This window comes from Paenibacillus sp. FSL R10-2771 (assembly GCF_038000205.1).
In the GTDB taxonomy this organism is placed as follows: Bacteria; Bacillota; Bacilli; order Paenibacillales; family Paenibacillaceae; genus Paenibacillus_AQ; species Paenibacillus_AQ phytohabitans.
Genome location: NZ_JBBOBM010000001.1, coordinates 1,258,614 through 1,281,336 on the forward strand (window position 1 = coordinate 1,258,614; position 22,723 = coordinate 1,281,336).

21 protein-coding genes and 3 pseudogenes are annotated in these 22,723 nt (G+C 43.8%); 20 read left to right on the top strand and 4 right to left on the bottom strand.

The features are described 5' to 3' along the window. Positions 1-2: 2 nt before the first annotated feature. The 4 genes from NSU14_RS05405 to rhaD all read left to right on the top strand — a co-directional run bounded on the left by NSU14_RS05405 (position 3) and on the right by rhaD (position 6,843). A complete protein-coding gene (locus tag NSU14_RS05405; RefSeq protein WP_336101008.1) occupies positions 3-833 on the top strand; it encodes an MBL fold metallo-hydrolase in 831 nt (276 codons plus the stop codon). Positions 834-973: 140 nt separating this feature from the next. Then, complete coding sequence (locus NSU14_RS05410; RefSeq protein ID WP_340948890.1) at positions 974-3,301, top strand: family 78 glycoside hydrolase catalytic domain; 2,328 nt, start codon at positions 974-976, stop codon at positions 3,299-3,301. Positions 3,302-3,330: 29 nt separating this feature from the next. Next, on the top strand, positions 3,331-5,601 hold the full coding sequence (locus tag NSU14_RS05415) for a glycoside hydrolase family 3 C-terminal domain-containing protein (protein ID WP_336101006.1): 2,271 nt from the start codon (positions 3,331-3,333) through the stop codon (positions 5,599-5,601). 396 nt (positions 5,602-5,997) lie between these two features. Beyond that, the gene (rhaD, locus tag NSU14_RS05420) at positions 5,998-6,843 is read left to right on the top strand and encodes a rhamnulose-1-phosphate aldolase (protein ID WP_336101005.1); all 846 of its coding nucleotides are present in this window, start codon (positions 5,998-6,000) and stop codon (positions 6,841-6,843) included. Positions 6,844-7,043: 200 nt separating this feature from the next. Here the strand turns inward: rhaD and NSU14_RS05425 are convergent, their stop codons facing one another. Both NSU14_RS05425 and NSU14_RS05430 read right to left on the bottom strand, forming a co-directional pair. Beyond that, on the bottom strand, positions 7,044-7,340 hold the full coding sequence (locus tag NSU14_RS05425) for a hypothetical protein (protein WP_340943362.1): 297 nt from the start codon (positions 7,338-7,340) through the stop codon (positions 7,044-7,046). Beyond that, entirely contained in the window at positions 7,309-7,437 is a 129-nt protein-coding gene (locus NSU14_RS05430) for a hypothetical protein (RefSeq protein WP_336101004.1), read from the bottom strand. Before NSU14_RS05430 ends, NSU14_RS05425 begins: the two co-directional genes overlap by 32 nt. 66 nt (positions 7,438-7,503) lie before the next feature. On the opposite strand from NSU14_RS05430, the gene NSU14_RS05435 reads away from it, so the two are divergent. The 9 genes and pseudogenes from NSU14_RS05435 to NSU14_RS05475 all read left to right on the top strand — a co-directional run bounded on the left by NSU14_RS05435 (position 7,504) and on the right by NSU14_RS05475 (position 16,948). Continuing rightward, complete coding sequence (locus NSU14_RS05435; RefSeq protein ID WP_340943365.1) at positions 7,504-8,145, top strand: FAD-dependent oxidoreductase; 642 nt, start codon at positions 7,504-7,506, stop codon at positions 8,143-8,145. 426 nt (positions 8,146-8,571) lie between these two features. Continuing rightward, positions 8,572-8,679: pseudogene (locus NSU14_RS05440) on the top strand (cysteine synthase A); the annotation flags it as partial. Positions 8,680-8,789: 110 nt separating this feature from the next. Continuing rightward, a pseudogene (gene cysK / locus NSU14_RS05445) lies at positions 8,790-9,708 on the top strand (cysteine synthase A). 374 nt (positions 9,709-10,082) lie between these two features. Then, positions 10,083-11,957 (top strand): beta-glucoside-specific PTS transporter subunit IIABC, encoded by a 1,875-nt coding sequence (locus NSU14_RS05450; protein WP_336101002.1) that lies wholly within the window; start codon positions 10,083-10,085, stop codon positions 11,955-11,957. Positions 11,958-12,032: 75 nt separating this feature from the next. Next, positions 12,033-13,472, top strand: coding sequence for a glycoside hydrolase family 1 protein (locus NSU14_RS05455; protein WP_336101001.1), 1,440 nt, complete (start codon positions 12,033-12,035; stop codon positions 13,470-13,472). A 23-nt stretch (positions 13,473-13,495) separates the two neighbouring features. Further along, on the top strand, positions 13,496-14,929 hold the full coding sequence (locus NSU14_RS05460; RefSeq protein ID WP_336101000.1) for a glycoside hydrolase family 1 protein: 1,434 nt from the start codon (positions 13,496-13,498) through the stop codon (positions 14,927-14,929). Between the two features lie 99 nt (positions 14,930-15,028). Beyond that, positions 15,029-15,868, top strand: coding sequence for a BglG family transcription antiterminator LicT (gene licT, locus NSU14_RS05465; protein WP_336100999.1), 840 nt, complete (start codon positions 15,029-15,031; stop codon positions 15,866-15,868). 32 nt (positions 15,869-15,900) lie between these two features. After that, positions 15,901-16,275, top strand: coding sequence for a CidA/LrgA family protein (locus tag NSU14_RS05470; protein WP_336100998.1), 375 nt, complete (start codon positions 15,901-15,903; stop codon positions 16,273-16,275). After that, complete coding sequence (locus NSU14_RS05475; RefSeq protein WP_336100997.1) at positions 16,256-16,948, top strand: LrgB family protein; 693 nt, start codon at positions 16,256-16,258, stop codon at positions 16,946-16,948. The genes NSU14_RS05470 and NSU14_RS05475 overlap by 20 nt, the downstream gene beginning before the upstream one ends. A gap of 98 nt (positions 16,949-17,046) precedes the next feature. Here the strand turns inward: NSU14_RS05475 and NSU14_RS05480 are convergent, their stop codons facing one another. Further along, positions 17,047-17,295: a hypothetical protein gene (locus NSU14_RS05480; RefSeq protein ID WP_336101039.1), complete on the bottom strand. Its 249-nt coding sequence runs from the start codon at positions 17,293-17,295 to the stop codon at positions 17,047-17,049. Between the two features lie 750 nt (positions 17,296-18,045). Between NSU14_RS05480 and NSU14_RS05485 the strand changes: the two genes are divergently transcribed. Both NSU14_RS05485 and NSU14_RS05490 read left to right on the top strand, forming a co-directional pair. Next, a complete protein-coding gene (locus NSU14_RS05485; protein ID WP_336100996.1) occupies positions 18,046-18,792 on the top strand; it encodes a FadR/GntR family transcriptional regulator in 747 nt (248 codons plus the stop codon). After that, positions 18,789-19,055, top strand: a complete 267-nt coding sequence (locus tag NSU14_RS05490) for a hypothetical protein (RefSeq protein WP_336100995.1) — start codon at positions 18,789-18,791, stop codon at positions 19,053-19,055. Before NSU14_RS05485 ends, NSU14_RS05490 begins: the two co-directional genes overlap by 4 nt. 470 nt (positions 19,056-19,525) lie before the next feature. Here the strand turns inward: NSU14_RS05490 and NSU14_RS05495 are convergent, their stop codons facing one another. After that, complete coding sequence (locus tag NSU14_RS05495) at positions 19,526-20,071, bottom strand: TetR/AcrR family transcriptional regulator (RefSeq protein WP_336100994.1); 546 nt, start codon at positions 20,069-20,071, stop codon at positions 19,526-19,528. Positions 20,072-20,520: 449 nt separating this feature from the next. On the opposite strand from NSU14_RS05495, the pseudogene NSU14_RS35925 reads away from it, so the two are divergent. The 5 genes and pseudogenes from NSU14_RS35925 to NSU14_RS05515 all read left to right on the top strand — a co-directional run. Beyond that, positions 20,521-20,634, top strand: a pseudogene (locus tag NSU14_RS35925) (flavodoxin); the annotation flags it as partial. A 187-nt stretch (positions 20,635-20,821) separates the two neighbouring features. Then, entirely contained in the window at positions 20,822-20,983 is a 162-nt protein-coding gene (locus tag NSU14_RS05500; RefSeq protein ID WP_340943372.1) for a hypothetical protein, read from the top strand. A 51-nt stretch (positions 20,984-21,034) separates the two neighbouring features. After that, positions 21,035-21,517 carry a DUF4405 domain-containing protein gene (locus NSU14_RS05505; RefSeq protein ID WP_336101038.1) on the top strand — a complete coding sequence of 161 codons (483 nt, stop codon included), beginning with the start codon at positions 21,035-21,037 and terminating at the stop codon, positions 21,515-21,517. A gap of 68 nt (positions 21,518-21,585) precedes the next feature. Then, a complete protein-coding gene (locus tag NSU14_RS05510; protein WP_336100993.1) occupies positions 21,586-22,029 on the top strand; it encodes a hypothetical protein in 444 nt (147 codons plus the stop codon). Positions 22,030-22,099: 70 nt separating this feature from the next. Further along, positions 22,100-22,693 carry a cyclophilin-like fold protein gene (locus NSU14_RS05515; RefSeq protein ID WP_336100992.1) on the top strand — a complete coding sequence of 198 codons (594 nt, stop codon included), beginning with the start codon at positions 22,100-22,102 and terminating at the stop codon, positions 22,691-22,693. Positions 22,694-22,723: the final 30 nt, after the last annotated feature.

Genomic DNA, 22,723 nt, shown 5'->3' on the forward strand with positions numbered 1-22,723 from the left:
ATATGAATTATTATACAGCTAATAAAATTTCGGAACATGTCACGCAAATCACAAGCTTAACAAATGAATTTCTATATCTGATTGAAGGAAAGCTGGAGGCAGTTTTGATAGATACCTGCTTAGGGATTGGAAACCTGAGAGCATTTGTCGAGAGTCTGACAAGCAAACCAATCACGGTCATCCTCACTCATGGGCATGTGGATCATGCGATGGGAGCGCCTGAATTCGAACGGGTCTATATGAGTTCAAAGGATAATCCGGTTTTTATGGAACATAGTGATCTGGAGGTCAGAAAAGAATATATTGCAATGGCACTTGGAGACAAGGCCCCTAAGCTTGATGACGGAGATTATGTGCAAGCCACAAATCCGGATTTCATGGAGCTGAAGGAGGGAGACCGCTTTGATCTGGGGGGGATTCAGCTGGAGATATACGCTGCAGGTGGTCATACGCCAGGCACTATGGCAGTTCTCATTGTGGAAGAAAGATCATTGATTCTGGGAGATGCCTGTAATCATTCTACCTTTCTGTTCGATAAAAATTCCTATTCTGTGGAGAAATACCGGGCATCCATGGAGCAGCTAGATGTGAGCACTAAAGGGAAATATGATCAGGTATACTTATGCCATCATGAAGCCGTGGCACCCCGGGAAATTCTGCAGCAAATCATCATTCTGTGTAATGAAATAATGAAGAGGGAAACGGATGATGTTCCTTTTGAATTCATGGGACAGATAAGCTATTTTGCCAAAGCTGTAGATAAGAACTTAAAGAGATTAGACGGCGGGCTCGGAAACATTATATATAATGCAGACAACATTTTTGAAAAGTAGAAACAGCAACACAGAGTGGAAATTATTACATTGAGGTGATCGATATCCTAAATCCAGTTTCAAACGATGAAGCACGAAGAGCATTTGAGTCACCATTAGTGGAGGAGAACCGATACTGGAAGGCGGGTTGGATATGGGATGTGCTACAGCCTGAAAGTAATGTTGCGCATGAACACATCCTTGTCTATTTCCGGAGAACATTCTTTATTGCAGATGGTGAAAAGCCAAGTCTTAAGCTGGACGTTACAGCGGATAGCCGTTATCAGTTATACGTAAACGGACAACGAGCGGAGGTCGGCCCTTGCAAGCCTACCCGGCAAGCACAGTACTATGATTCAGTCGAAGTTACCCCTTTTTTACGGACCGGAACGAATGTATTGGCTGTGAAGGTTCTGCGTTATCCATCATCTGAACCTTTTCAATATGGCGAGGGTGGACCCACCTCTGTCTGGCGCTCGCAATCTGCCGGATTGTTAGTCGAGGGTAGTGTTTGTAACGAAGAGGGAGACTTACTTGAATCCCTGGATACTGATTCAAGCTGGAAGGTATTTCGGCACAAAGGATACCATAACAGACCCAGTTCACTCATTATGTGGATGGGCGGATTGGAAGAAGTAGACGGTAGTGGGGCACCTTCAGACTGGACTAAGCCTGAGTTTGATGATCATTCTTGGTCAGCAGCGTGTGAGTTCGCAGAAACCAGAGGATACGGGCTATTAAATCCTTGGCAGCTGCTCCCTCGTCCGATTCCGTTTCTGTATGAGGAAGAGAGAAACTTTGTAGCTGTAACCCGAGTGGAGCAGATAGAGATACCGCAAGCAGAGGGTCTGTTACATTCTCCGGTTAAAGGCTCGCTATTTCTGCAACCAGGACAGTCGATCGCGATGGAATTGGACGCTGGAGAGCTCACTACGGGTTATCTGTATATTTCTGTCCATGGAGGCAGGGGAAGTGAGATCCGTCTACTCTGTGCAGAGGGTTATGAGGCGCAGGAAAGTCAGGAGCGCAATCGAATCAAGGGCAATCGTGAAGATACAAGCGGTAAGCTGCTAGGAGATTATGATGTATACCATGTAGCGGGAACGGGGGAAGCCGGAGATGAAGCGGAACACTACGAACCATTTTGGTTCAGAACCTTTCGTTATGTGAGAGTGGAGATCGAAGCAGGAAATGAGCCGTTAGAGCTAATATCGATTGCTTATCGTGAAACCGGGTATCCGCTCGACGTCCAATCCACCTTCCATTCATCGGATGCAGGGCTGAACAAGCTATGGGACCTTAGTGTGAGAACCTTACGCCGGTGTATGCATGAAACGTACGAAGACTGCCCGTATTACGAGCAGTTGCAGTATACCATGGATAGCCGCTTAATGATGCTGTACACGTATTATGTAAGCGCCGATGAGCGGATGCCGCGCCGTACAATAGCTGATTTCTATCAATCCAGAATGCCTTCGGGCTTGCTGCAATCCCGCTATCCAAGTACCGATCCTCAAGTCATTCCTTCGTTCTCACTGTACTGGATTGATATGCTGGCGGAGTATTATAAGCACACTGGGGACTGGAAGCTGATAATCCGCTACCGGCCGGCGATGCTGGAGCTGCTGAATTGGTTCAACGACCGCTTAACCGCAGAGGGGATTGTAGGAGTCACTTCGAATCGGTATTGGACCTATTTCGACTGGGTAAATGATTGGCCGATGGGCTCACCGCCAGAGAGTGCAGAACACCCCATGATATTGCTAAGTCTGATGTATGCAGCCGCACTGCGCAAAAGCTCCACACTATTCCGTGTGACAGGATGGAGGGAGGTCGCAGGTGAACTGGAAATGCGGGCAGAGAGTATTTGCAAGGCGGTGAATAAGCTGGCTTGGTCCGAAGAGAAGCAGCTGTACCGGGAGCTTCCCGGGACGGAAATCTACTCCCAGCATTCGCAAATTATGGCCGTTCTGGCAGGAGCAATTACTGGAGCGGATGCAAGGGGACTGCTGCAGAGAGCTTTACGGGAGCCAATTCACCGTGTGACTTTGCCATTCACTTACCTGCTCATGCAGGCATTAAAACAGGTCGGTTTACATGAAGAATTATTCGGATTATGGGATCGTTGGCGTATTTTTGAACAGCAGGGATTAAGCACACTTCCCGAGACGGAAGTGAATTCCCGCAGTGATTGCCATGCCTGGAGTGCCGTTCCACTGGCGGAGTTTCCAGCTTCGCTCTTAGGCATTACCCCAGCAGAACCGGGTTATGCTGCTATCCGGATTGCACCGGTGATTGGGAATCTGACCTCAGCAAGCGGGAGTGTGATTACTGTGCAAGGAATCGTCCATGTGGAGTGGAAGCTGGAAGCAGGAGAATTTAAGATAATAGCTAGAACACCGGACAGTGTTCCAGCTGTTATCGTTTTGCCGGATGGTTCAGAGTATTCATTCCGGAATAAGGCCACTTTTACTGTAGCAATCAATTAGAGAAGAAGGTACTTTCAAGGAGGCTTACAATGATGATAAATATTCACCACCTAATATCACAAATGACACTTGAAGAGAAAGCCGGACTCTGCTCCGGGCTGGATTTCTGGCATACCAAAGGAATTGAACGGCTAGGTATTTCCTCGCTTAGGATGGCTGATGGACCTCACGGTTTGCGCAAGCAAAAAGAGAGTGCCGATCATCTTGGGCTTCATAATAGTGTGCCAGCAACCTGTTTTCCATCGGCGGCGGGACTAGCTTCTACCTGGAACCGTGAGCTGATCCACCGGGTTGGTGAAGCACTAGGTACCGAATGTCAAGCAGAGGAGGTATCTGTCCTGCTGGGACCGGGCGCGAATATCAAACGTTCACCGCTAAACGGGCGGAATTTCGAATATTTCTCAGAGGACCCCTACCTGTCTTCAGAAATGGCAGCCAGTCATATTAAAGGTGTTCAGAGTCAGGGGGTGGGCACATCACTTAAGCATTTTGCAGCCAATAATCAAGAGTACCGCAGAATGTCTACCGACGCCGTAATTGATGAGCGTACGTTGCGGGAAATTTATCTCGCCAGCTTCGAAGGGGCGGTGAAGCAGAGCCAGCCGTGGAGTGTGATGTGCTCCTACAATCGGGTGAACGGTGAATATGCATCGGAAAGTGAAACTTTGCTGACCCGGATTCTCCGGGACGAATGGGGATTCGAAGGCTTTGTGGTATCCGATTGGGGTGCGGTGAATGAACGGGTGAATGCACTGCAGGCAGGACTGGAGCTGGAAATGCCTTCAAGCGGAGGAATTGGTGATACGAAAATTGTTGCTGCTGTGAACAGCGGTGAGCTATCCATAGAGACATTGGATCTGGCGGTGGAGCGGATGCTGAGCTTTATCTTCAAGTGGGTAGAGAGCCGCAAGCAGAATGCAACATTCGATGCGGAACAGCATCACAGACTGGCGCGTGAAGTGGCCCGGGAGTGTATGGTACTACTAAAGAATGAAGACAGTGTTCTGCCGCTGGCTAAAGCAGGAAGACTAGCCATCATTGGAGAATTCGCCAAAAAGCCTCGTTATCAGGGAGGAGGTAGTTCACATGTGAACCCGACGAGGCTAGACGATGCTTTTGTTGAAATGCAGTCCGTGACGGGGAATTCTGTAAACTTATTGTATGCCCAGGGATATAAGCTGGATGACGATCAGACGAATGAAATACTGCTTGAGGAAGCGCAGGAGACTGCTGCAAAGTCGGATGCCGCAGTGCTGTTCCTTGGACTTCCTGACAGTTACGAATCCGAAGGATATGACCGTAGTCATCTGTCGCTCCCAGCAAGTCATATTGCCCTGATTGAGGCAGTGGCTGAAGTTCAGCAGAATGTTATCGTGGTACTGAGCAATGGTGCTCCAGTAGAGATGCCTTGGATAGGCAAGACGAAGGCAGTGCTGGAAGGCTATCTGGGCGGACAGGCTTTTGGCGGTGCAGTTGCTGACTTGATCTTTGGTGAAGTCAGCCCAAGCGGAAAACTGGCCGAGACGTTCCCGGTGAAGCTGAGCGATAATCCATCATATTTGAATTTTCCAGGCGAGGGCGACAAGGTTGAATACAGGGAAGGATTGTTCGTAGGCTATCGTTATTATGATAAAAAAGAGCTTGAGCCACTGTTTCCGTTCGGCTTCGGTCTGAGCTATACCGAATTTGAGTACAGCGGCCTAGTACTGGATAAGACTCGTATGAAAGATACAGAAACCGTACATGTTAGCATAACCGTTAAGAACATCGGCAGCCGAATTGGTCAGGAGATCGTGCAGCTCTATGTCGGAGGTCTGGAGAGCAGTGTCATTCGTCCAATGCAAGAGCTGAAGGCTTTCCAGAAGGTGGAGCTGCAGCCGGGTGAGGCACGAGAGGTTTCATTTACGCTGAATAAGCGTGCTTTTGCCTATTACAATACAGAGCTTAGAGATTGGCAGGTCGAGAGCGGTCTCTTCAGTATTGCTGTCGGAGCTTCTTCCCGTGATATACGTCTAGTTGCTTCGCTGGAAGTGGAGTCCACCACCGAAATTGCAGTGAGTTTCCACCGGAATAGTACGGTCGGTGACCTGCTGGACAATCCGCTTACTGCGGAGAAGGCAAAGAAATTCAGCAGTATTTTCGGACTGGAGGATGCGATGGAGCATAATCCGGAAATGCATCTGGCGATGTTGAAATATATGCCGCTGCGGGCCTTGATCGGCTTCGGTCAGGGTAAATATACTGAGGATGATTTGACTCAGGATCTATTTGAAATGAATTCGCTTATTGGTGCAAAGTAACTATTATCTCATGGTAGTAAATGCAATTACATTAAGGATAGAATGGACCTTTTTGCTGGTCATTGAGACAGGAAGATTCAAGATGTGTAAATAGATTTGGGATTCTGTATGATCCTGTAATAAGAGCTTCTTGTCCTGCAGCAAGGGAAAGGAGCTCTTTTGCATGAAGACAAAATGCTGAAGTGAAATGCTTGATTGATTAAAATCTATAAGTCAAATTGAGTGATGAAAACAGAAATAAAACAAATAAAAACAACGTAAAACATTACTGAGTTGTTGATATAAAAGATTATTAGGAATAATATGAAGCTATAAAAGATAACTTTTAACAGGCAGCATTATGTAAAAGATAAGAAAAATTAAATAATAAATTCATTATTAAGGAGCCAACGATCTATGATAGCATCTATAATTGATTCCAAAGGCTATATCAGCAATATTGAAGCGCCATTTATTCAGGAAATGTCCGAGATTACTCACCATATGTGGTCGCTCGGCTGGGATGAAGTGAATGGTGGGAACATTAGTTATTTGCTGGATGAAGAAGAAGTAAGGAAGTATATTAATACCAGTGAAGCTTTGCGTAGCATTAATCTTACATTTCCAGTAGCAGAGTTGGCGGGGAAATACTTTATTGTTACAGCTTCTGGAAAGTATTTCAGAAATGTAATTAAAGATCCGGAAGCTAACCTTGGGGTGCTTCGTGTCAATGATACAGGAGAGCGTGTGGAGGTACTATGGGGCCTCAGTAATGGAGCGGTTCCAACCAGCGAACTAGCTTCTCACTTTATGAGTCACATTGAGCGTTTGAAGGTTGACCTGTCACATCGGATTGTTTTGCACACCCATGCTAGCAATATCATCGCGATGACGTTCACGCATGATCTGAATGAGTTCAAATTTACCAAAACACTGTGGGAAATGTGTACAGAATGTCTAGTTGTTTTCCCGGATGGTGTAGGTGTCATTCCTTGGATCGTCCCTGGCAGCAGTGAAATCGGACGCGCTACGGCCAATAAAATGAAAAATTATCGTGCGGTAATCTGGCCTCACCATGGTATATTCGTGACAGGTTCAACGATGGATACAACCTTTGGATTAGTAGAAACGATTGAAAAAGCCGCCGCCGTCTACAATTTTATAGGCGGAAGAGAAATCAAACAGATCATTACAGATCAACAGCTGTGCGATTTGGCAAAAGCTTTCCACGTAACCCCAAAGGCAGGGGTTCTGGAACTCTAAGATTTGCTCTTCTGTTAATGTAGATTAGTCTTATTGAATGTTCTATGAAAGGAACAATTCTTAACCCTTCAACTGTGTATACTTGCATTATTTCTTATTAAATGCAGAATGGAGGTATAGAGCTGCTATGCCTCCCGCCTTGTGACCATAGGGTTCACTTACGTTTCCAGACATCGTTAGGCTGATGCAAATATTTTGCTCTATTTTTTGCAATGAGAAATATAATTTTTCAGCCACTGTATCGTAACAGTCTCACGCAAGATAGCACCATCTAATACAAGATAATCACTGAAATTATAACTATCCAAAGGAGGGATTTCATCATATCTTTCCTTATTTCTGCATAAATGCTCCAGTCTCTCTTGATGTTGTCGCAGCTGGTGCTCCAACAGCTGAATCCGGGTGGTGACATCCAAGTTGTTGGAGAAATACATTCGTAGCCGGAACACATCTTTAGGTGTAGGTTCAAGCGGCTCTTCTTTCTTTAGCCATTGCAAAAAGGCTTTTGCCTTGCTCCGTAATCGAGTACAGTTTTTTCTCCAGTATTTCTCCGCTAATTTGGATCTCAAAAACAATAAGTCCCTCATCCAGCAATTTTTTTAATTCCGGATAGATCTGGCTATTGCTTTTACGATTACCAACTCAGTAGGTCCGATCACGATGATATCGGGAGGCTGGATTAATGACCGGTTCGGACCCAAGAGAGTCATCTTGGTAGGAGGCCTGTTATTCGGGGGCGGGATGATTCTATCCGTGTTTGCAACGTCAATGGGCTTCCTGGTCCTTACGTACGGTATCCTCTGCTATTGTTCCCCCATTCCAGGACTTAATGGTGACAATGTAGTTGTTGTTAATGACTATTATCTGGAGAAGGATACGGTTACAGATAGCGTAGTCGTTTTGGGAGGCGGTCTGGCGGGTTCTGAAGCAGCCATTCACCTTGCCCAGGAAGGCAAGATTGTGCATTTAGTGGAGATGAGAACCGAACTGGCACCGGATGCCAATATCAGACATCGGCCGATTATGCTGAAGGAAATCGAAAAGCTGAACATTCAAGTTCATTTAGGGTATAAAGGGCTGTCTGTTACACCGGGAGGTGTGGTTTGCCTGAATCCGGACGGGGATGAGCAGCTGATTCCGGGAACTGCGGTCATTTGTGCGCTTGGACAGCGGGCAAGAAGAAACGTCGTAGACCAACTAATTGATTGTGCACCTCATGTTGCACAAATTGGGGATTGTGTTAAAGCGTCTACGATCACTACTGCAATTTATCAAGGATTTCATGCAGCGCTTGATATTTAATATCCGAACCTCATAGTTATTATCGTCCTAAGAGAGGAGTGATCGAGTGATCATCTCTTCTTTTGTGCGTTTGGTAGTGCATCGTGCAAACGGGTGGATGTTCCAATTACACCGCAAGATGACGGTAGTGCATAGCTGTATAATAGACTCTCGGGTCATTTTAAAGCTGATTATGAATTTTTAGCAGAGAAGGTTCGAGTCATACTTAAAATGACAATACCAGATAAAGAAAGATTTGAGCGTAGTTATGAATGGGTTTTAAACAACACTACCAAGATACATTATTATGGGTACCAGGAGTGAAAAATGTATTTAAGGGCAAGAAAATTGAGTTGGATCTACAGCACTTTATTCATTGATGATCATTAAAATCAATAATTCTAGAGCTCGTCAACCTTAACTGATTGATGGGCTTTTGTTTCATGGAAAACCAAACGGAGAATGGCCGCCCGGGAGGGTATCCTTGTGGGGCCTTCCTCTGGAGCCGCCGTATGGACTGCACAGCGGGTGGCCATAGAGCTGGGAGCCGGTTAACGAGTCGTTTGCGTCGCGCCAGACAATGGTGAACGTTATTTAAGCTTGGACTTTTGTAAATTCTGATTCTCTTCGAAGTAAAGCACGAACAAAAAAAGGAGTGTATACCAATGGCATCTATTGTTGTAGATAGTATTACCGAACTCATAGGCTGTACTCCCGCCGTTCGGATTACAAAAATGACAGCTCCAGAGGACGCGGACGTGTATGTAAAGCTGGAATATTTTAATCCGAGCGGCAGCGTCAAGGATCGAGCAGCATACAATCTGATCCTCCAGGCGGAGCTCGACGGGCGGCTGAAGCCGGGCGCGACCATTATAGAGCCGACTAGCGGAAATACAGGCATTGGCCTGGCGATGAATGCTGCAGCCAAAGGATATCGTTTAATTATAACGATGTCTTCGAACATGAATAAGGAACGCATTCAAATTTTGAAGGCGTATGGCGCAGAGGTCGTTCTGACTCCTGCCGAGGATCGCATACCCGGCGCGATCCGCAAGGCGCTTGAATTGAATACCGAGATGCCGGGCAGCTATCTTCCCAGCAATTCAAAACCCGGCCAATCCGGACATTCATCGAACAACGACGGCCCGCGAAATTTTGCAGCAGCTTGAAGGTCGCCTGGACACATTCGTTGCCACGTCGGGAACGGGATGAACCATTACGGGCACAGGCGAGGAATTGCGCAAGTCACTGCCTGATCTTCGCGTGCTGGTGGTGGAGCCGAAGGGATCACCGGTGCTTTCGTGTGGTACTCCCAGCCCGCATAAGCTTGTAGGCACAATTCAAGGTTTTATTCCGCCGATTCTGAATCAAATCATTTATGATGATATTGTTCAGGTGAGCGCCGAGGATGCCTTGCAAACTCTTAGGGCTACTTGCCAGCGGCAAGGTATACTGGTAGTTCCCTCCTCAGGAGCTTCCGTCTGGACGGAGCTCCAGGAGGCGAAACGGCTCGGTAAGGGTAAACGGGTGCTATGCATCGTTCCTGACAATGGAGAGCGCTATTTGAGCTCGGATATATTTTGAGAAAGCCACTCAAGCCAGCCATATAAGCCAATCCGGGCAGATAATGGCGAGATTTCAGATCATTTATTGTAGCCAGTCCGTTGTATTGATCTGTTAATTCCGGTTTGAAAAAACGTTCCTGGATCTAATCCCGGTGAATGGACTGAAAGCCGATTAGTAAATGTTAGGTTAATTAAAGAAAGCGTTGACATTCCTACTTTGCTATGCTAATTTTATACCTGTAAGAGCTAATAATTGAATAAGGATTGTTACTGGTAAAGCAGGCAAGACCTAAATTACAGAACGAGGGATAGTATTATCTCGATCGTCTGTTGATTTAGGTCTTTTTTTGTTACCAAATTCAATCTTTATATTTAAGACTAGGGGGATTAAGAATGGGAAAGTTCACTGAGCTCTCGAACAACATCGTCGACAATGTGGGAGGAGCAAAGAATGTAACCGAATTGTACCACTGTATGACAAGACTGAGATTCAAATTGAAGGATACAAGCAAAGCAAATAAATATAATATGGAAAAGTTAGATGGAGTAATTACCGTTGTAGAAGGTAACGGCCAATATCAGGTGGTTATAGGTAATGACGTTCCTGCTGTTTATAAAGAAATTATCGCAAATCACCCTATTAAGCCTTCAGGTGAAGCTGCGGAAGATGAAAAGGCTGAAAAGACAGGCAATATCATTTCGAGATTCTTTAACACCATGTCAGGCATTATGACCCCGATTGTACCCGCACTGGCCGGTGCTGGTATGCTGAAGGCTCTGCTAGTTATTCTGAGTACGACTTTGGGTATCTTGTCTGCTGACGACAGCACATATAAAATTTTGGCTGCAGCTGGCAATAGCGTATTTTACTTTCTACCGCTGCTGCTCGCACTTTCAACAGCAAGAATGTTCGGAGCCAATATATTTGTTGCTGTGACGATAATGGGAGCATTACTGGAGCCTAACTTTACCAAGTTAATGGAGAATGTGGGAGATGTCACACATTTCTTAAACATACCTGTCGTATTGATGTCCTATTCGTCCACGTTAATTCCAGCTATGCTGTCCATTTGGGTATTCTCGTATTTAGAAAGATTCTTGAAAAAATATATTCCAGTAAATATTCAGTTGTTTGCCGTACCGTTGATCTCCCTTATTATTATGGTGCCTCTAACTGCTGCGGCAATTGGACCTGTTGGAGTATATCTCGGAAATGGCATTGCTACAGGGGTCAACTATTTAAGCAGCACTAATGGTCTTATTATGGGAGCGATAATCGGTGGGGGCTGGACGTTCCTAGTCATGTTTGGGCTTCATTGGGGGCTTGTACCAGCAATGATCAATAATATCAGTCTTTACGGAGTGGATACGATCAAACCTACTGCCGCTGCTGCGACATTTGCTTCCTCTGGGGCTGCCTTGGGAGTATTCTTAAAAGCTAAAGACAAGAAACTGAAAGCGTATGCGTTGTCTGCACTTTTACCATCCCTCCTGGCAGGGGTGACGGAACCCATCGTTTATGGTATCTCCGTTAAACTGAAAAGACCGCTTATTGCCCAGGTGATTGGCGGAGTGATTGGCGGGGCATTTATTGGAGCAATGCATTCAACTGTGCTAGCATATGTATTTCCTGCAGTGACAACCTTACCAGCTTTTGCAACAGACACATTTGTTTACTTCCTTATAGGTATTGCTCTTTCGTTCTCTATAACAGCAATCCTTACGTATATTCTGGGATTTGAAGAGAATATTGATGAGCAGCAGAACATGCAGCAGTCAGAAACTGTATCATCGACGTTTAGCGAAGCAATAGGCAATACTGGTGTGAAATCCCCGATAAGCGGGAAAGTTATACCACTCGCTGAGGTATCTGATTCTGTATTTGCATCAGAAGCAATGGGCGGGGGAGTTGCCATTCTTCCAGAAGATGACAAGGTTTACTCGCCAGTATCGGGCGTAGTCACTTCTATAGCGAAAAGCAAACATGCCATTGGAATCACTTCAGATGAGGGCTTTGAAATATTAATTCATGTTGGACTCAACACAGTGAAATTAAAGGGAGCACCATTCGAAATGCTGGTTCAAGAGAATCAGCGTGTTAGTGAAGGCGAACTGCTGATGAAATTCGACAGAGAAGCTATCGAACAGGCGGGCTTTGAATTGACTACACCAGTAATTATTACAAATCTAAATGCTTTCAGTTCCGTAAATTCAATTGCAAGTAAACATGTATTATTCCGTGAACCATTATTAGTTTTAACAAGATAAGGAATACTTCAGTGGTTAAAAAACAGCTTGAAGTTGTAATTTGTACCAGAAAAATAATTATTGATGGAGGGTCATATGGAACATCTAAATAAAGTGTCATTCCCTGAAAAATTTCTTTGGGGATCTGCTTCAGCTGCGTATCAAATTGAAGGCGCGTGGAATGAAGGGGGGAAAGGCCCCTCGGTATGGGATATCTTTACTAAAAAAGAAGGAAACACATTTAAAGGGTCCAATGGAGATGTAGCTGTCGATCATTTCCACCGTTTCAAAGAAGATGTTGCTCTAATGGCAGAGCAGGGATTAAAAGCCTATCGCTTCTCCGTCGCCTGGAGCCGGATTTATCCATCAGGTAGCGGGACCGTGAATGAACAGGGATTGCAATTTTATGACGAACTGATTAACGAACTTATTGCAAACGGGATCGAGCCTGTGCTGACACTGTATCATTGGGACATCCCTCAAGCCTTAATGGATCAATACGGCGGGTGGGAGTCCCGGAAGGTTATTGAAGATTTTAACAACTACGCGGTGACTTTATTTAAACGATATGGCGACCGGGTGAAATACTGGGTATCTCTAAATGAGCAGAATTATTTTGTCAGTTATGGCTATGAAACAGCGCTACACCCGCCAGGTGTACGTGACCGGAAACGGATGTATGAGGTCAATCACATCGCCAATCTAGCAAATGCAAAAGTAATTCAATCATTCAGATCGATCGTTTTAGACGGTAAAATAGGACCGAGCTTCGCTTATAAGCCTTACTATCCTATTGATTCGAATCCCGACAATATATTGGCCTTTGAGAACAGCGAAGACCTAAACAATTACTTCTGGATGGATATTTACGCTTTAGGCCACTATCCTAAGACTGCGTGGAAATATCTTGAAGAGAATAATCTTGCCCCCACCATTCTAGATGGGGACATGGAGCTGTTGGCTTCAGCTAAACCGGATTTTATGGGAATTAACTATTATCGAACCACCACAGTGGAAAAGAATTCCCTAAATAGTGATATTGATTTTGGTGAGAAAAATACGACCGGAAAAAAGGGTTCAACAAAGCATTCAGGTATTCCTGGAATGTATAAAACAACAAGCAATCCTTTCTTAGAAACAACAAATTGGGATTGGGAAATTGATCCTCAAGGGCTCCGGATTGGAATGCGAAGAATAATGAATCGCTATCAGCTACCGGTATTTATTACGGAAAATGGTCTTGGTGAATTTGATAAGCTGGAAGAAGGCGATGTCATTAAGGATAGCTATCGGATCGATTATCTACGGCAGCATATCTCTGCCATTCAGGATGCTATCGCAGACGGAGTTGAGGTAATTGGTTACTGCTCCTGGTCGTTCACAGATCTTCTCAGCTGGCTGAATGGATACCAGAAACGTTATGGATTTGTATATGTGGACCGGGATGAAACGGATGCCAAGGAGTTACGCCGGATAAAGAAGGAAAGCTATTACTGGTACAAACAAGTAATCGAAACTAATGGAGAAGAACTCTAATTGATTAAGAAGGAGTCGGCTAAATGAATACTACGAATGCTTTTCCAAAACAATTTTTATGGGGAGGGGCAATCGCTGCTAATCAGGCGGAGGGGGCTTGGAACGAAAATGGCAAAGGACCGGCAATAAACGATGCGCTTAGACATGGCATAGTGAATGGTGTTATGGACGATACTATTGATGAATCTGTACACTACCCCAGTCATGAAGCGATAGATTTTTATCACCGCTATAAAGAAGATATCGCTTTATTTGCAGAGATGGGTCTAAAATGTTTTCGAACCTCAATTGCTTGGTCTCGTATCTTTCCTAATGGTGATGATGATCAGCCAAATGAACAGGGCCTGAGATTTTACGACGATCTGTTTGATGAATTGTTAAAGTATGGAATTGAACCGGTAATTACCATTTCGCATTTTGAAACGCCGCTACATTTGGTGCGGGAATACGGTGGCTGGACAAATCGAAAATTAATATCCTTTTTTACAAAGTATTGTGAGGTTGTTCTTACCCGTTATCGTCATAAAGTGAAATATTGGATGGGCTTTAACGAAATCAACCACATGCATACGATTCCTTTGGCTGCCGGTGCACTTGAACTGACAAATGAGGGGACAAAACTTCAGGAGATCTATCAGGCGAGTCATCACATTTTTGTAGCCAGCGCAATTGCCACGAAAATGTGTCATGAAATCATTCCAGGCTCCCAGATGGGATGTATGCTGTCATTAAGCATCATATACCCGAATTCCTGTCATCCAGATGATGTGTTCGATACCTATGAGTTAAGACGACGCTCTCTATTCTACTCGGATGTACTTGTGAGGGGGGCATATCCTTCTTACGCCAACAGAATTTTCGAGGAAAACAAGATTTTCATTAAAATGGAGCCTGGTGATTTAGAACTATTAAAAGAGCATACGGCTGATTATGTCGGCTTCAGTTATTATCGCAGTACTACTCATAAGGCCGGCATGCCGATATTAGGTAATACTGGAGGTATCATGGGGCTCGATAACCCATACTTAGAGAAAACGGCATGGGGCTGGCCAATCGATCCCAAAGGACTGCGTTATGTGTGCAATGAAATTTATGACCGTTACCAAAAGCCGCTGTTTATTGTTGAGAATGGATTTGGGGGCTATGATGAAATCACTAAGGATGGCTCCATCAACGACGATGATCGCATTGAATATTTGAATAAGCATTTGCGGGAATTATATGAAGCTGTCAAAGATGGCTGTGAAGTTATTGGCTATACTTGGTGGGGGCCGGTTGACATTGTCAGTGCGGGAACAGGAGAAATGAATAAACGTTATGGTTTTATATATGTAGACAAAGACAATCAGGGAAAGGGGACTCTGCAAAGACGTAAAAAGAAAAGTTTTCATTGGTATCGCCAAATTATCGAGACGGATGGCAGTATTCTCTTTGATAATTCAGATACCGGTCAGTAAGAGTTCGGCTGTATTGAATGGGAACAAAACCTGATTAGTCCAGTTAAGTGGACTAATCAGGTTTTGTGTTTTATTATTTTTCAGCAAAGGAAGATTCCAATGCGTATAGAGAGAGTGCTCAATAATAATGTCATTACTGTGTTGAATGAACAGCGTAAAGAGTCTGTGATTATGGGTAAAGGGATAGCCTTTAAGAAAAAAGAAGGGGATTTGGTAGACACAGAAAGAATTGAAAAAATGTTTACCTTGGACAATAAAGGACTCTCCGAGAAATTGCAAAATTTGTTGTCTGAAATACCCATGGAACATATGGAGGTCTCGGATAAAATAATTAATTACGCCAAGCTCCATTTGGGCAGAAAAATTCATGACAGTATTTATGTTACGCTTACAGATCATGTCAGTTTTGCTATTCAACGTTCTTTAAAAGGGATAAATATGAAGAATGCGTTGTTATGGGAAATCAAACAATTTTATCAAGAAGAATTTGAAGTCGGATTAGAGGCTCTGAAGATCTTACGTCATGATTATGGAATTGTCTTGCCTGAAGATGAGGCAGCCCAAATTGCCCTGCATCTTGTGAACGCGGAGATGAACGAAAATATCGGCAATATGGTAGATATAACTAAAATTATGCATGATATTCTCAGCATCGTGAAGAAACATTTCAACTTCGAATATGATGAAGATTCTCTAATGTATTTCCGTTTCATAACGCATTTGAAATTCTTTGCTCAAAGATTACTTAAGGACAGGGATATTAGAAGTACAGACAATAGTTTATATTCCATGGTTAAAGAACAATATCAAGAGGCTTTTGCTTGCGTGGAACGCATTAAAATATATATTAGTAAGACATATAACCGGGGAATAACAAAAGATGAGATGCTTTATCTTACAATTCATATACAAAGAGTTGTGAATAATAATTTGAATTAAATGAGACCTGCTATCGGGGATGTGTTATCACGATGAAGTATACCAGACAACTATTTAATATTTTCGCCGTTACATTTATTGGAGAAGTACTCAGATATATTCTACCGTTTCCTATACCGGCTAGTATTTATGGGCTTGTTTTGATGCTGATTTTATTAAAAGTAAAAATAATTCCAGTCGAACAGGTCAAAGAGGCAGGATTTTTTCTTATAGAAATAATGCCTCTAATGTTTATACCGGCAACTGTTGGGCTGCTCATATCCTGGCCGGCTCTAAAGAGCATATTTATACCTGTTATTATTATTACAATATTCTCTACAATTATCGTCATGATCGTTACAGGAAAGACTACTCAATTTATGATCAGAATGGAAAAGAGGAGAAGTAGTGAGAGACCTGCTGAGTAATTCTATCTTCTTTGGGGTTGCTGTTAGTATTTTCGGATATGAAGCAGGCTTATTTCTGAAGAGAAGATTTAATAAAGCGATTTTTAATCCATTATTGATTTCTATTGTATTTGTAATGTTGGTATTAACGATGTTCAGAGTGGATTATGACAGTTACAATAATGGAGCGAAGTATCTAAGCTATTTACTAACCCCAGCAACCGTTTGTTTGGCAATTCCGCTTTATCTCCAATTTAACCTTCTAAGAAAGAATATGAAAGCCATTATTATAGGCATATTGTCCGGGGTGTTTGCAAGTCTCAGCAGTGTCTTTGTAATGTCCTTGCTCTTTAAATTTACACATGAGCAATATGTTACATTGCTGCCAAAATCAATTACTACTGCAATCGGAATCGGATTATCGGAAGAAATGGGCGGTATGGTTACGATTACGGTCGCAGTGATTATTATAACAGGTATACTTGGCTCCATCATTGCAGAGACGATTTGTAGATTCTTCCTGATTGAGGAGCCTATTGCGAAGGGGCTTGCTATTGGTACATCTTCGCATGCTATCGGAACCGTGAAAGCGATAGAACTGGGAGAAATCGAAGGTGCGATGAGTAGCTTGGCAATTGCAGTATCCGGATTGATGACTGTTGTTGCAGCGTCTGTTTTTGCGAATTTTATATAAAGTGAAGAAGCTTTCCGTTCAAGTTTAGTTTAAAGTTTGGGTGCGCCTGCAAACTCCGGAATGGAAAGGCCAACATGCTCAATCTCCAAAAAGGAGGATTAGGCAAAAATTTCAAAGAATCTTGCTACCGTTCCATTTGTGCAGATGCCGGATAATAAACCCGCGAAACCAAATATAAAACAGTGGTAGAAAGGATAGATATTAATGAAAAATAAAAATAATTCTCTTATTGTTGGATCATATTCAGGATTTGATCCATCTCGAATTGGAGTCGCAGGGACAAGTACGGGGGTCTCCGGAGAAGCTTCAATTACTTGTCCGGTAATCAGGTGCACGGAGGTGACCAGGTAGCTGCCGGGATCATAAAAATAGCTTCTTGTCCCAGCAGTACTTTTTTGGTACCTTTAGCAACCACGCACAAGGATGGCTTGTCCGATTTGGAAATTAGAAGATTTGAGCAGACAAATAAATGGTTTCACCCTAACCTACGAGTTGGAGGCGACTAGATTAATTTGCAAATTGATTATTGTCTCTTTATTATTCGTAATACTGTGTTACCTTGTTTTAAAGAAGCTAAAGTGCAGAAATAAAGATACATACGTACTAAGTATGCTCCAAATAAGAGTCGCCATAGATGGCTCTTAATTTTATGGTACGCCCTGCTGAGCGTCAACTCTAGGGTGAAAGTCACTAATCCAATTTGAGGCGGTTGCAGCCAGGTAGGCAAAAAACTTGTAACCGTAGCCGAGCCGTTTGAATTGTTTTCATTCTGAATTCTTCTGTTTACACTTGATAGATATCCCTTTTTAGATCCAAAGGTCTCCTCTAAGTTCACTTGTCTCCCCTAAAATCCTTATTAAAACGAATTGTAAGAATGAGGGATTCCAGCAAATTATCTGACGCTGTAATCCCTTTTTGTGTACCCCGACTTTCTGTAATTCAACCTGCTGCAGGCACTCTTTGCTCTGACAGTGTGAGTTAATGTAACGCTCATAATAGGGAGATAAAAAAAGAAAATAAAATAACAATTGCATATATGTTTACTGGGAATATATTAAAGGTATAAGGTCTAGACCATTTATATTGGGGTGAAGGATATGTCGGTAGGATTCCATTTGTGGTTCGAGAAAGTATCCGCCAAGAAGGTTAGTGAATTCATCCTGGAGCAGCTGGAGGAAGCGATCATTCTGAAGGAACTGCTCAGTGAAGAACAGCTTCCCACCGAGCGGGAGCTGGCCGAAATCTTCAATGCCAGCCGGATTACCGTGCGCGAAGCGCTCTCGGAGCTGGAGAATAGAGGTTTGATCGAGAAGTGTGTGGGAGCGAAGGGCGGCACCTTCGTTCTGCCGGTAACAGCCAACTCCCACAAGCGTACACGAGCGGAGATCAAGCGGGACTGGGATCAGATGCTGAAGGTGTTCGAATACCGGACGATTATTGAGCCTGAGGGCACTTTTCTGGCTGCTGAGCGGATCACCGCAGGCGAGCTTGCGCTTCTTCAGAGCTATCTGGACAAGAGCATGGAGCCGGAATGCACACGGGAATGGTTCCGGGCTCTCGATGTGAAGTTCCACCTGGCAATTGCGAAGGCATCGGGCAATCCGTATTGTGAAGCAGCCGTCCGGCAGATACGCACCAAAATTAACCTGGCGCTGGATCTGATGCTTTACGACGAAGAGATCCGAACGCTGATTTACGGAATACATATGGAGATTCTTGCAGCACTGCAAGCACATGACCGGGAGCTGTCGCGGGACATGATGAAACGCCATATCGGCAATTCGGCAAATGCAATCTATGCCAGATTAGCAGCTGCTGATGAGGGAGGAGACAGTCATTCATGAACATCAGCGAACTACTCGCAGCAGCACGGCCGCTTCAAGAGCAGCTTATTGTGTGGCGAAGGGACTTCCACCGTCATCCCGAGCTTGGGTATGAGGAAGAACGGACTTCAGCCATTGTAGCGGCTCATCTCAGAAGTCTGGGACTGGAAGTGATCACCGGTGTAGGACGCACCGGTGACTCAAAGCCCGTCCGTTCGCAAAAGAAGAGATGTAGAGAATACTCTATATGCCAGACAGAAACCGGGGAGCCTAGAAGCGCTTAGAGCCGAAGTCGAACATTCGAGTAGGCCGTCTGGGGCGAGTACTAAGCAAAAACCGAAGATGCCGAGAGGCTACCAAATCGGGGAGGCTCAAAGGAAAAACGAATATGGAGGAAAATGAGCAACATGCACATCCACTTGGAGGTGTAGAGAACTTGGCAAGATGGAAGTGGTATATCCATCGACAAGATTTAGGCGAGGCCGAACCAGGAGGAGGCATGTTGATCTGAACTGGCTATTTAAGGATGAAGTTTAAATTCATCAAAAATATATACAAACATTTATAGTTGTGAAGCGATCATTAAAGTTATGAAGTTGTCTGATAATAAAAAAGTGTGGAAACAATAAAAAGTCTGAAACCGACATGTTAGATGATTAATGCATCTAGAGGGGAACCCTAGGGAACAAATCGGGGTCCCCTCTTTATTTTGAATGAAAAGTGATTTTTATGAAACCTGATATATGTGCTGGATTTATACAACCCTCTCAAGCAATACCCCAACTTGGTTCGCCATGACATGAGGTGGATGCGGCATTCCGTTTGTAATCCACCATTCTACTATTCCTACGAAAGCTGTTCCCATAAAGGAACCCACAATCAATTCATCCAATCCCTGATTTCTTTCTTCGTTCATATTTACTTCACCTTTATATTCTTCAATAAGAAACTCAAGGAACCGTGCACGAAACGAAGGAGCTCCTTTACTCGCTAACATCGTTGAAAAGAATAAATAATTACGTTCAAAATATTCGAAATAGACCAGATTTGCTTCACTCCACTCCATTTCACATGCATATTGGTTGATGTCCTTCATGTTGTTAATATGTTCTTCGATCAGTTTATCCAGCAGATCAAATTTATCAGTGTAATGAAGATAAATGGTTGCCCGGTGGACATTTGCCCTGTCGGAAATATCCTGGATAGTAATAGCATCAAAATTCTTTTCAGACATCAATTCAATGACGGCTTTTTTTATCGCTTCCTGTGATTTCAGTATTCTTCTATCAATTTTAGACATATTTGATATCACCCAACTCCCTAAGTTAATAGTCAATTCAGTCGAATTTGTAAAATAATCGACAGATACAGATTATTTAACGATTGTAAGATGCTCGATTCTATATATTATTATACACATGTCGTCTAATCGATCAATATCGATTTATATTGTATTTACGAAAGATGGGGTGTAGGGAGAAAATGTCTGTTTAAGATTTTGCACCAAAACTTACCGAACAAACCGATGCTTTTTTTGAGAGATGATTATGAACGTAGATAATGTCGCCACATGACAAAATGGTCTTACGGAAGAAGAAATCATTGAAATGATTATCGAGCTTACTGTTTTTGCCGGTTGGCCGCGAGACTATTAATAAATTTCCTGCCGATTACGATACGGTTGTAGATTTGGGCCAGGAACAGCAAAAGGAGAAGGCACGGCCAGAGCTGAGCGCTCATGTGGAAAACATGGATGATTACAACACCATCTTTATAGGTTTCCCGAACTGGTGGTACGACCTGCCAATGGCAGTGTATACCTTTTTGGAGGCGTACGACTTTTCAGATAAAACCGTGATTCCTTTTACTACCCATGAAGGCAGCCGGTTTTCAAACAATGACCAAACAATAAAAAAACATGTTGACCGCCGCAACCGTAGTGGACGGGCTTGCCGTCAGAGGCGGAGATGCCATCGATGCCGAGCAAGAGGTGAACGAGTGGCTGGACCAGCTTGGAATGACTAACTCAAGTGAATAAGTGGGGGGAACGATGAAGCCCAAATCTATGATTAAAATAGTCATTGATCTGGTCATGAGTGTATTGCTACCCGTTTTGATGGCTTTCATATTGACCGGACAGAAGGCGCATGAATGGATCGGCTCCGCCATGTTTGTAATGTTTATTACCCACAACTTACTGAACTTCAGATGATACAAAAATTTGCAGAAAGGGAAGTATACAGCGTTCCGCATCTTTCAAACCGTGGTGAATCTGTCGGTATTTATATGCATGATCGGTCTGATGGTCAGCGGCATTATGATGTCCCGTTATCCCTTTGCTTTTCTGTCCATTCACGGGGGGATGTCTTTTGCAAGGGAATTGCATATGCTTGCTTCCTATTGGGGGTTTATCTTCATGTCCGTGCATGTCGGATTACATTGGAACATGATTATGATGATGATGCGCAAAGCGGTTAGAATTGCTAGGCCGTCTGCCCGTAAGGTTATACTGCGGGTCATCGCGGCAGGAATTGCCGCATACGGTGTCTATGCCTTTATCTTGCACGATATTGCTTCATATCTTTTTTTGAAAATAATGTTCATTTCCTTTGAATTTGAACAGTACCCGGTATTATTTTTTGCGGACCATTTGGCCATGATGGGGCTTTGCATCTGTGTCGCCTATTATGCAGCAAAAGGCATGCAGCGGATTCCGTCGCCCAAAAGGGGAAAGCTAAAAAAATAGCTTTATCCTCATTTTGTATGGCTTGCTTATATTTTTTTCGGATTGGAAAGAAAAGATTGGTGAATTTAATGAGAAAAATTTTAGCGGTTCCATTTGCAGTACTGTTGATTGTTATGCTTGTAGCCTGCAGTAACGGAAATGGCGTTATTGGCGAGGCCGCACAGTCTACAGCCGGCATACCTTCAGAAACCTCTGAGGGAACTCCGGTACATGATGATAATCCGATGCGTGTGGCCTCAGACGGCGCCTGGATGCAGACAGAAGTCCCTTCCATGGCCACTCGTGTCCTGGAGGGCGGCACTAAAATCAATATGCATTTCGGTTGGCAAAATGGTGATATTGATTTTGCCACGGATGCAAATTATTTTACCATCCTTTTTGAAGATGAAGAGAAATCAGAACAATATGGTTATCAGGTGAACATTGGAAAAATAGACAGTAAATTGTCAGTAATCAGTGAACTGACGGGCAGCTATGATGTGCTGATCGAATTGGCAGATGAAGCGGATTAATCAGTATCACGCGAAAATATAGCTTGAAACGGTTCGTATGGGCTATGATTTCTTAAATCAGGAGGTAAACATGCGTAAAATCTTAGGCTTGCTGTTCTGCCTTTCTATTATATTTATGCTAGCAGCCTGCAGCTCGGCAAATAATAGGCCAAGTTCTGGAGCTGCCGCAGAGCAAGGGGAAGGCCCTAATCTGGACATTCCCCTCCCGGGCAGTAAACCCGCAGAAGCAACAAAGCAGCCCGCTGAATCGGCCAAGCAAAACAACGTGATTGAAACAGAAGATAACGTGACGGAGGAAAACAGCATGATTGCCATCCATATTACTGTAGGCGGAAGCACCTTTACTGCGACATTAAATAACAATGAAACGACGCAGGCGCTAGTCGCGAAATTTCCTTTGACCATCCAAATGGACGAGCTGAACGGGCTGGAAAAACACAATGACTTGGCGGAGGATCTTCCTGCTGCAGCTACCGAACGCCCTGCAACTATTCAAGCCGGTGACATCATGTGCTGGTCCGGAAACACGCTGGTCCTTTTTTATCAAACCTTCTCCAATTCTTATGGGGGGTATGTACCGCTCGGAAGAGTTGACGATCCTTCAAATCTGGCAGCTGCACTCGGTTCAGGAAATGTGCAAGTTACCTGGTCGCTTGCCGAGTAAACCGGCGAGTTTATTTTGAAGTAAAGTTAT

What these genes read in the sequence shown, in the direction of transcription:
- NSU14_RS05405 (WP_336101008.1), top strand. Translation starts at nt 3, where the DNA reads ATGAATTATTATACAGCTAATAAAATTTCGGAACATGTCACGCAAATC.
- NSU14_RS05415 (WP_336101006.1), top strand. Translation starts at nt 3,331, where the DNA reads ATGATGATAAATATTCACCACCTAATATCACAAATGACACTTGAAGAG.
- rhaD (WP_336101005.1), top strand. Translation starts at nt 5,998, where the DNA reads ATGATAGCATCTATAATTGATTCCAAAGGCTATATCAGCAATATTGAA.
- NSU14_RS05435 (WP_340943365.1), top strand. Translation starts at nt 7,504, where the DNA reads ATGATATCGGGAGGCTGGATTAATGACCGGTTCGGACCCAAGAGAGTC.
- NSU14_RS05450 (WP_336101002.1), top strand. Translation starts at nt 10,083, where the DNA reads ATGGGAAAGTTCACTGAGCTCTCGAACAACATCGTCGACAATGTGGGA.
- NSU14_RS05455 (WP_336101001.1), top strand. Translation starts at nt 12,033, where the DNA reads ATGGAACATCTAAATAAAGTGTCATTCCCTGAAAAATTTCTTTGGGGA.
- NSU14_RS05460 (WP_336101000.1), top strand. Translation starts at nt 13,496, where the DNA reads ATGAATACTACGAATGCTTTTCCAAAACAATTTTTATGGGGAGGGGCA.
- licT (WP_336100999.1), top strand. Translation starts at nt 15,029, where the DNA reads ATGCGTATAGAGAGAGTGCTCAATAATAATGTCATTACTGTGTTGAAT.
- NSU14_RS05470 (WP_336100998.1), top strand. Translation starts at nt 15,901, where the DNA reads ATGAAGTATACCAGACAACTATTTAATATTTTCGCCGTTACATTTATT.
- NSU14_RS05485 (WP_336100996.1), top strand. Translation starts at nt 18,046, where the DNA reads ATGTCGGTAGGATTCCATTTGTGGTTCGAGAAAGTATCCGCCAAGAAG.
- NSU14_RS05490 (WP_336100995.1), top strand. Translation starts at nt 18,789, where the DNA reads ATGAACATCAGCGAACTACTCGCAGCAGCACGGCCGCTTCAAGAGCAG.
- NSU14_RS05495 (WP_336100994.1), bottom strand. Translation starts at nt 20,071, where the DNA reads ATGTCTAAAATTGATAGAAGAATACTGAAATCACAGGAAGCGATAAAA.
- NSU14_RS05500 (WP_340943372.1), top strand. Translation starts at nt 20,822, where the DNA reads ATGAAGCCCAAATCTATGATTAAAATAGTCATTGATCTGGTCATGAGT.
- NSU14_RS05510 (WP_336100993.1), top strand. Translation starts at nt 21,586, where the DNA reads ATGAGAAAAATTTTAGCGGTTCCATTTGCAGTACTGTTGATTGTTATG.
- NSU14_RS05515 (WP_336100992.1), top strand. Translation starts at nt 22,100, where the DNA reads ATGCGTAAAATCTTAGGCTTGCTGTTCTGCCTTTCTATTATATTTATG.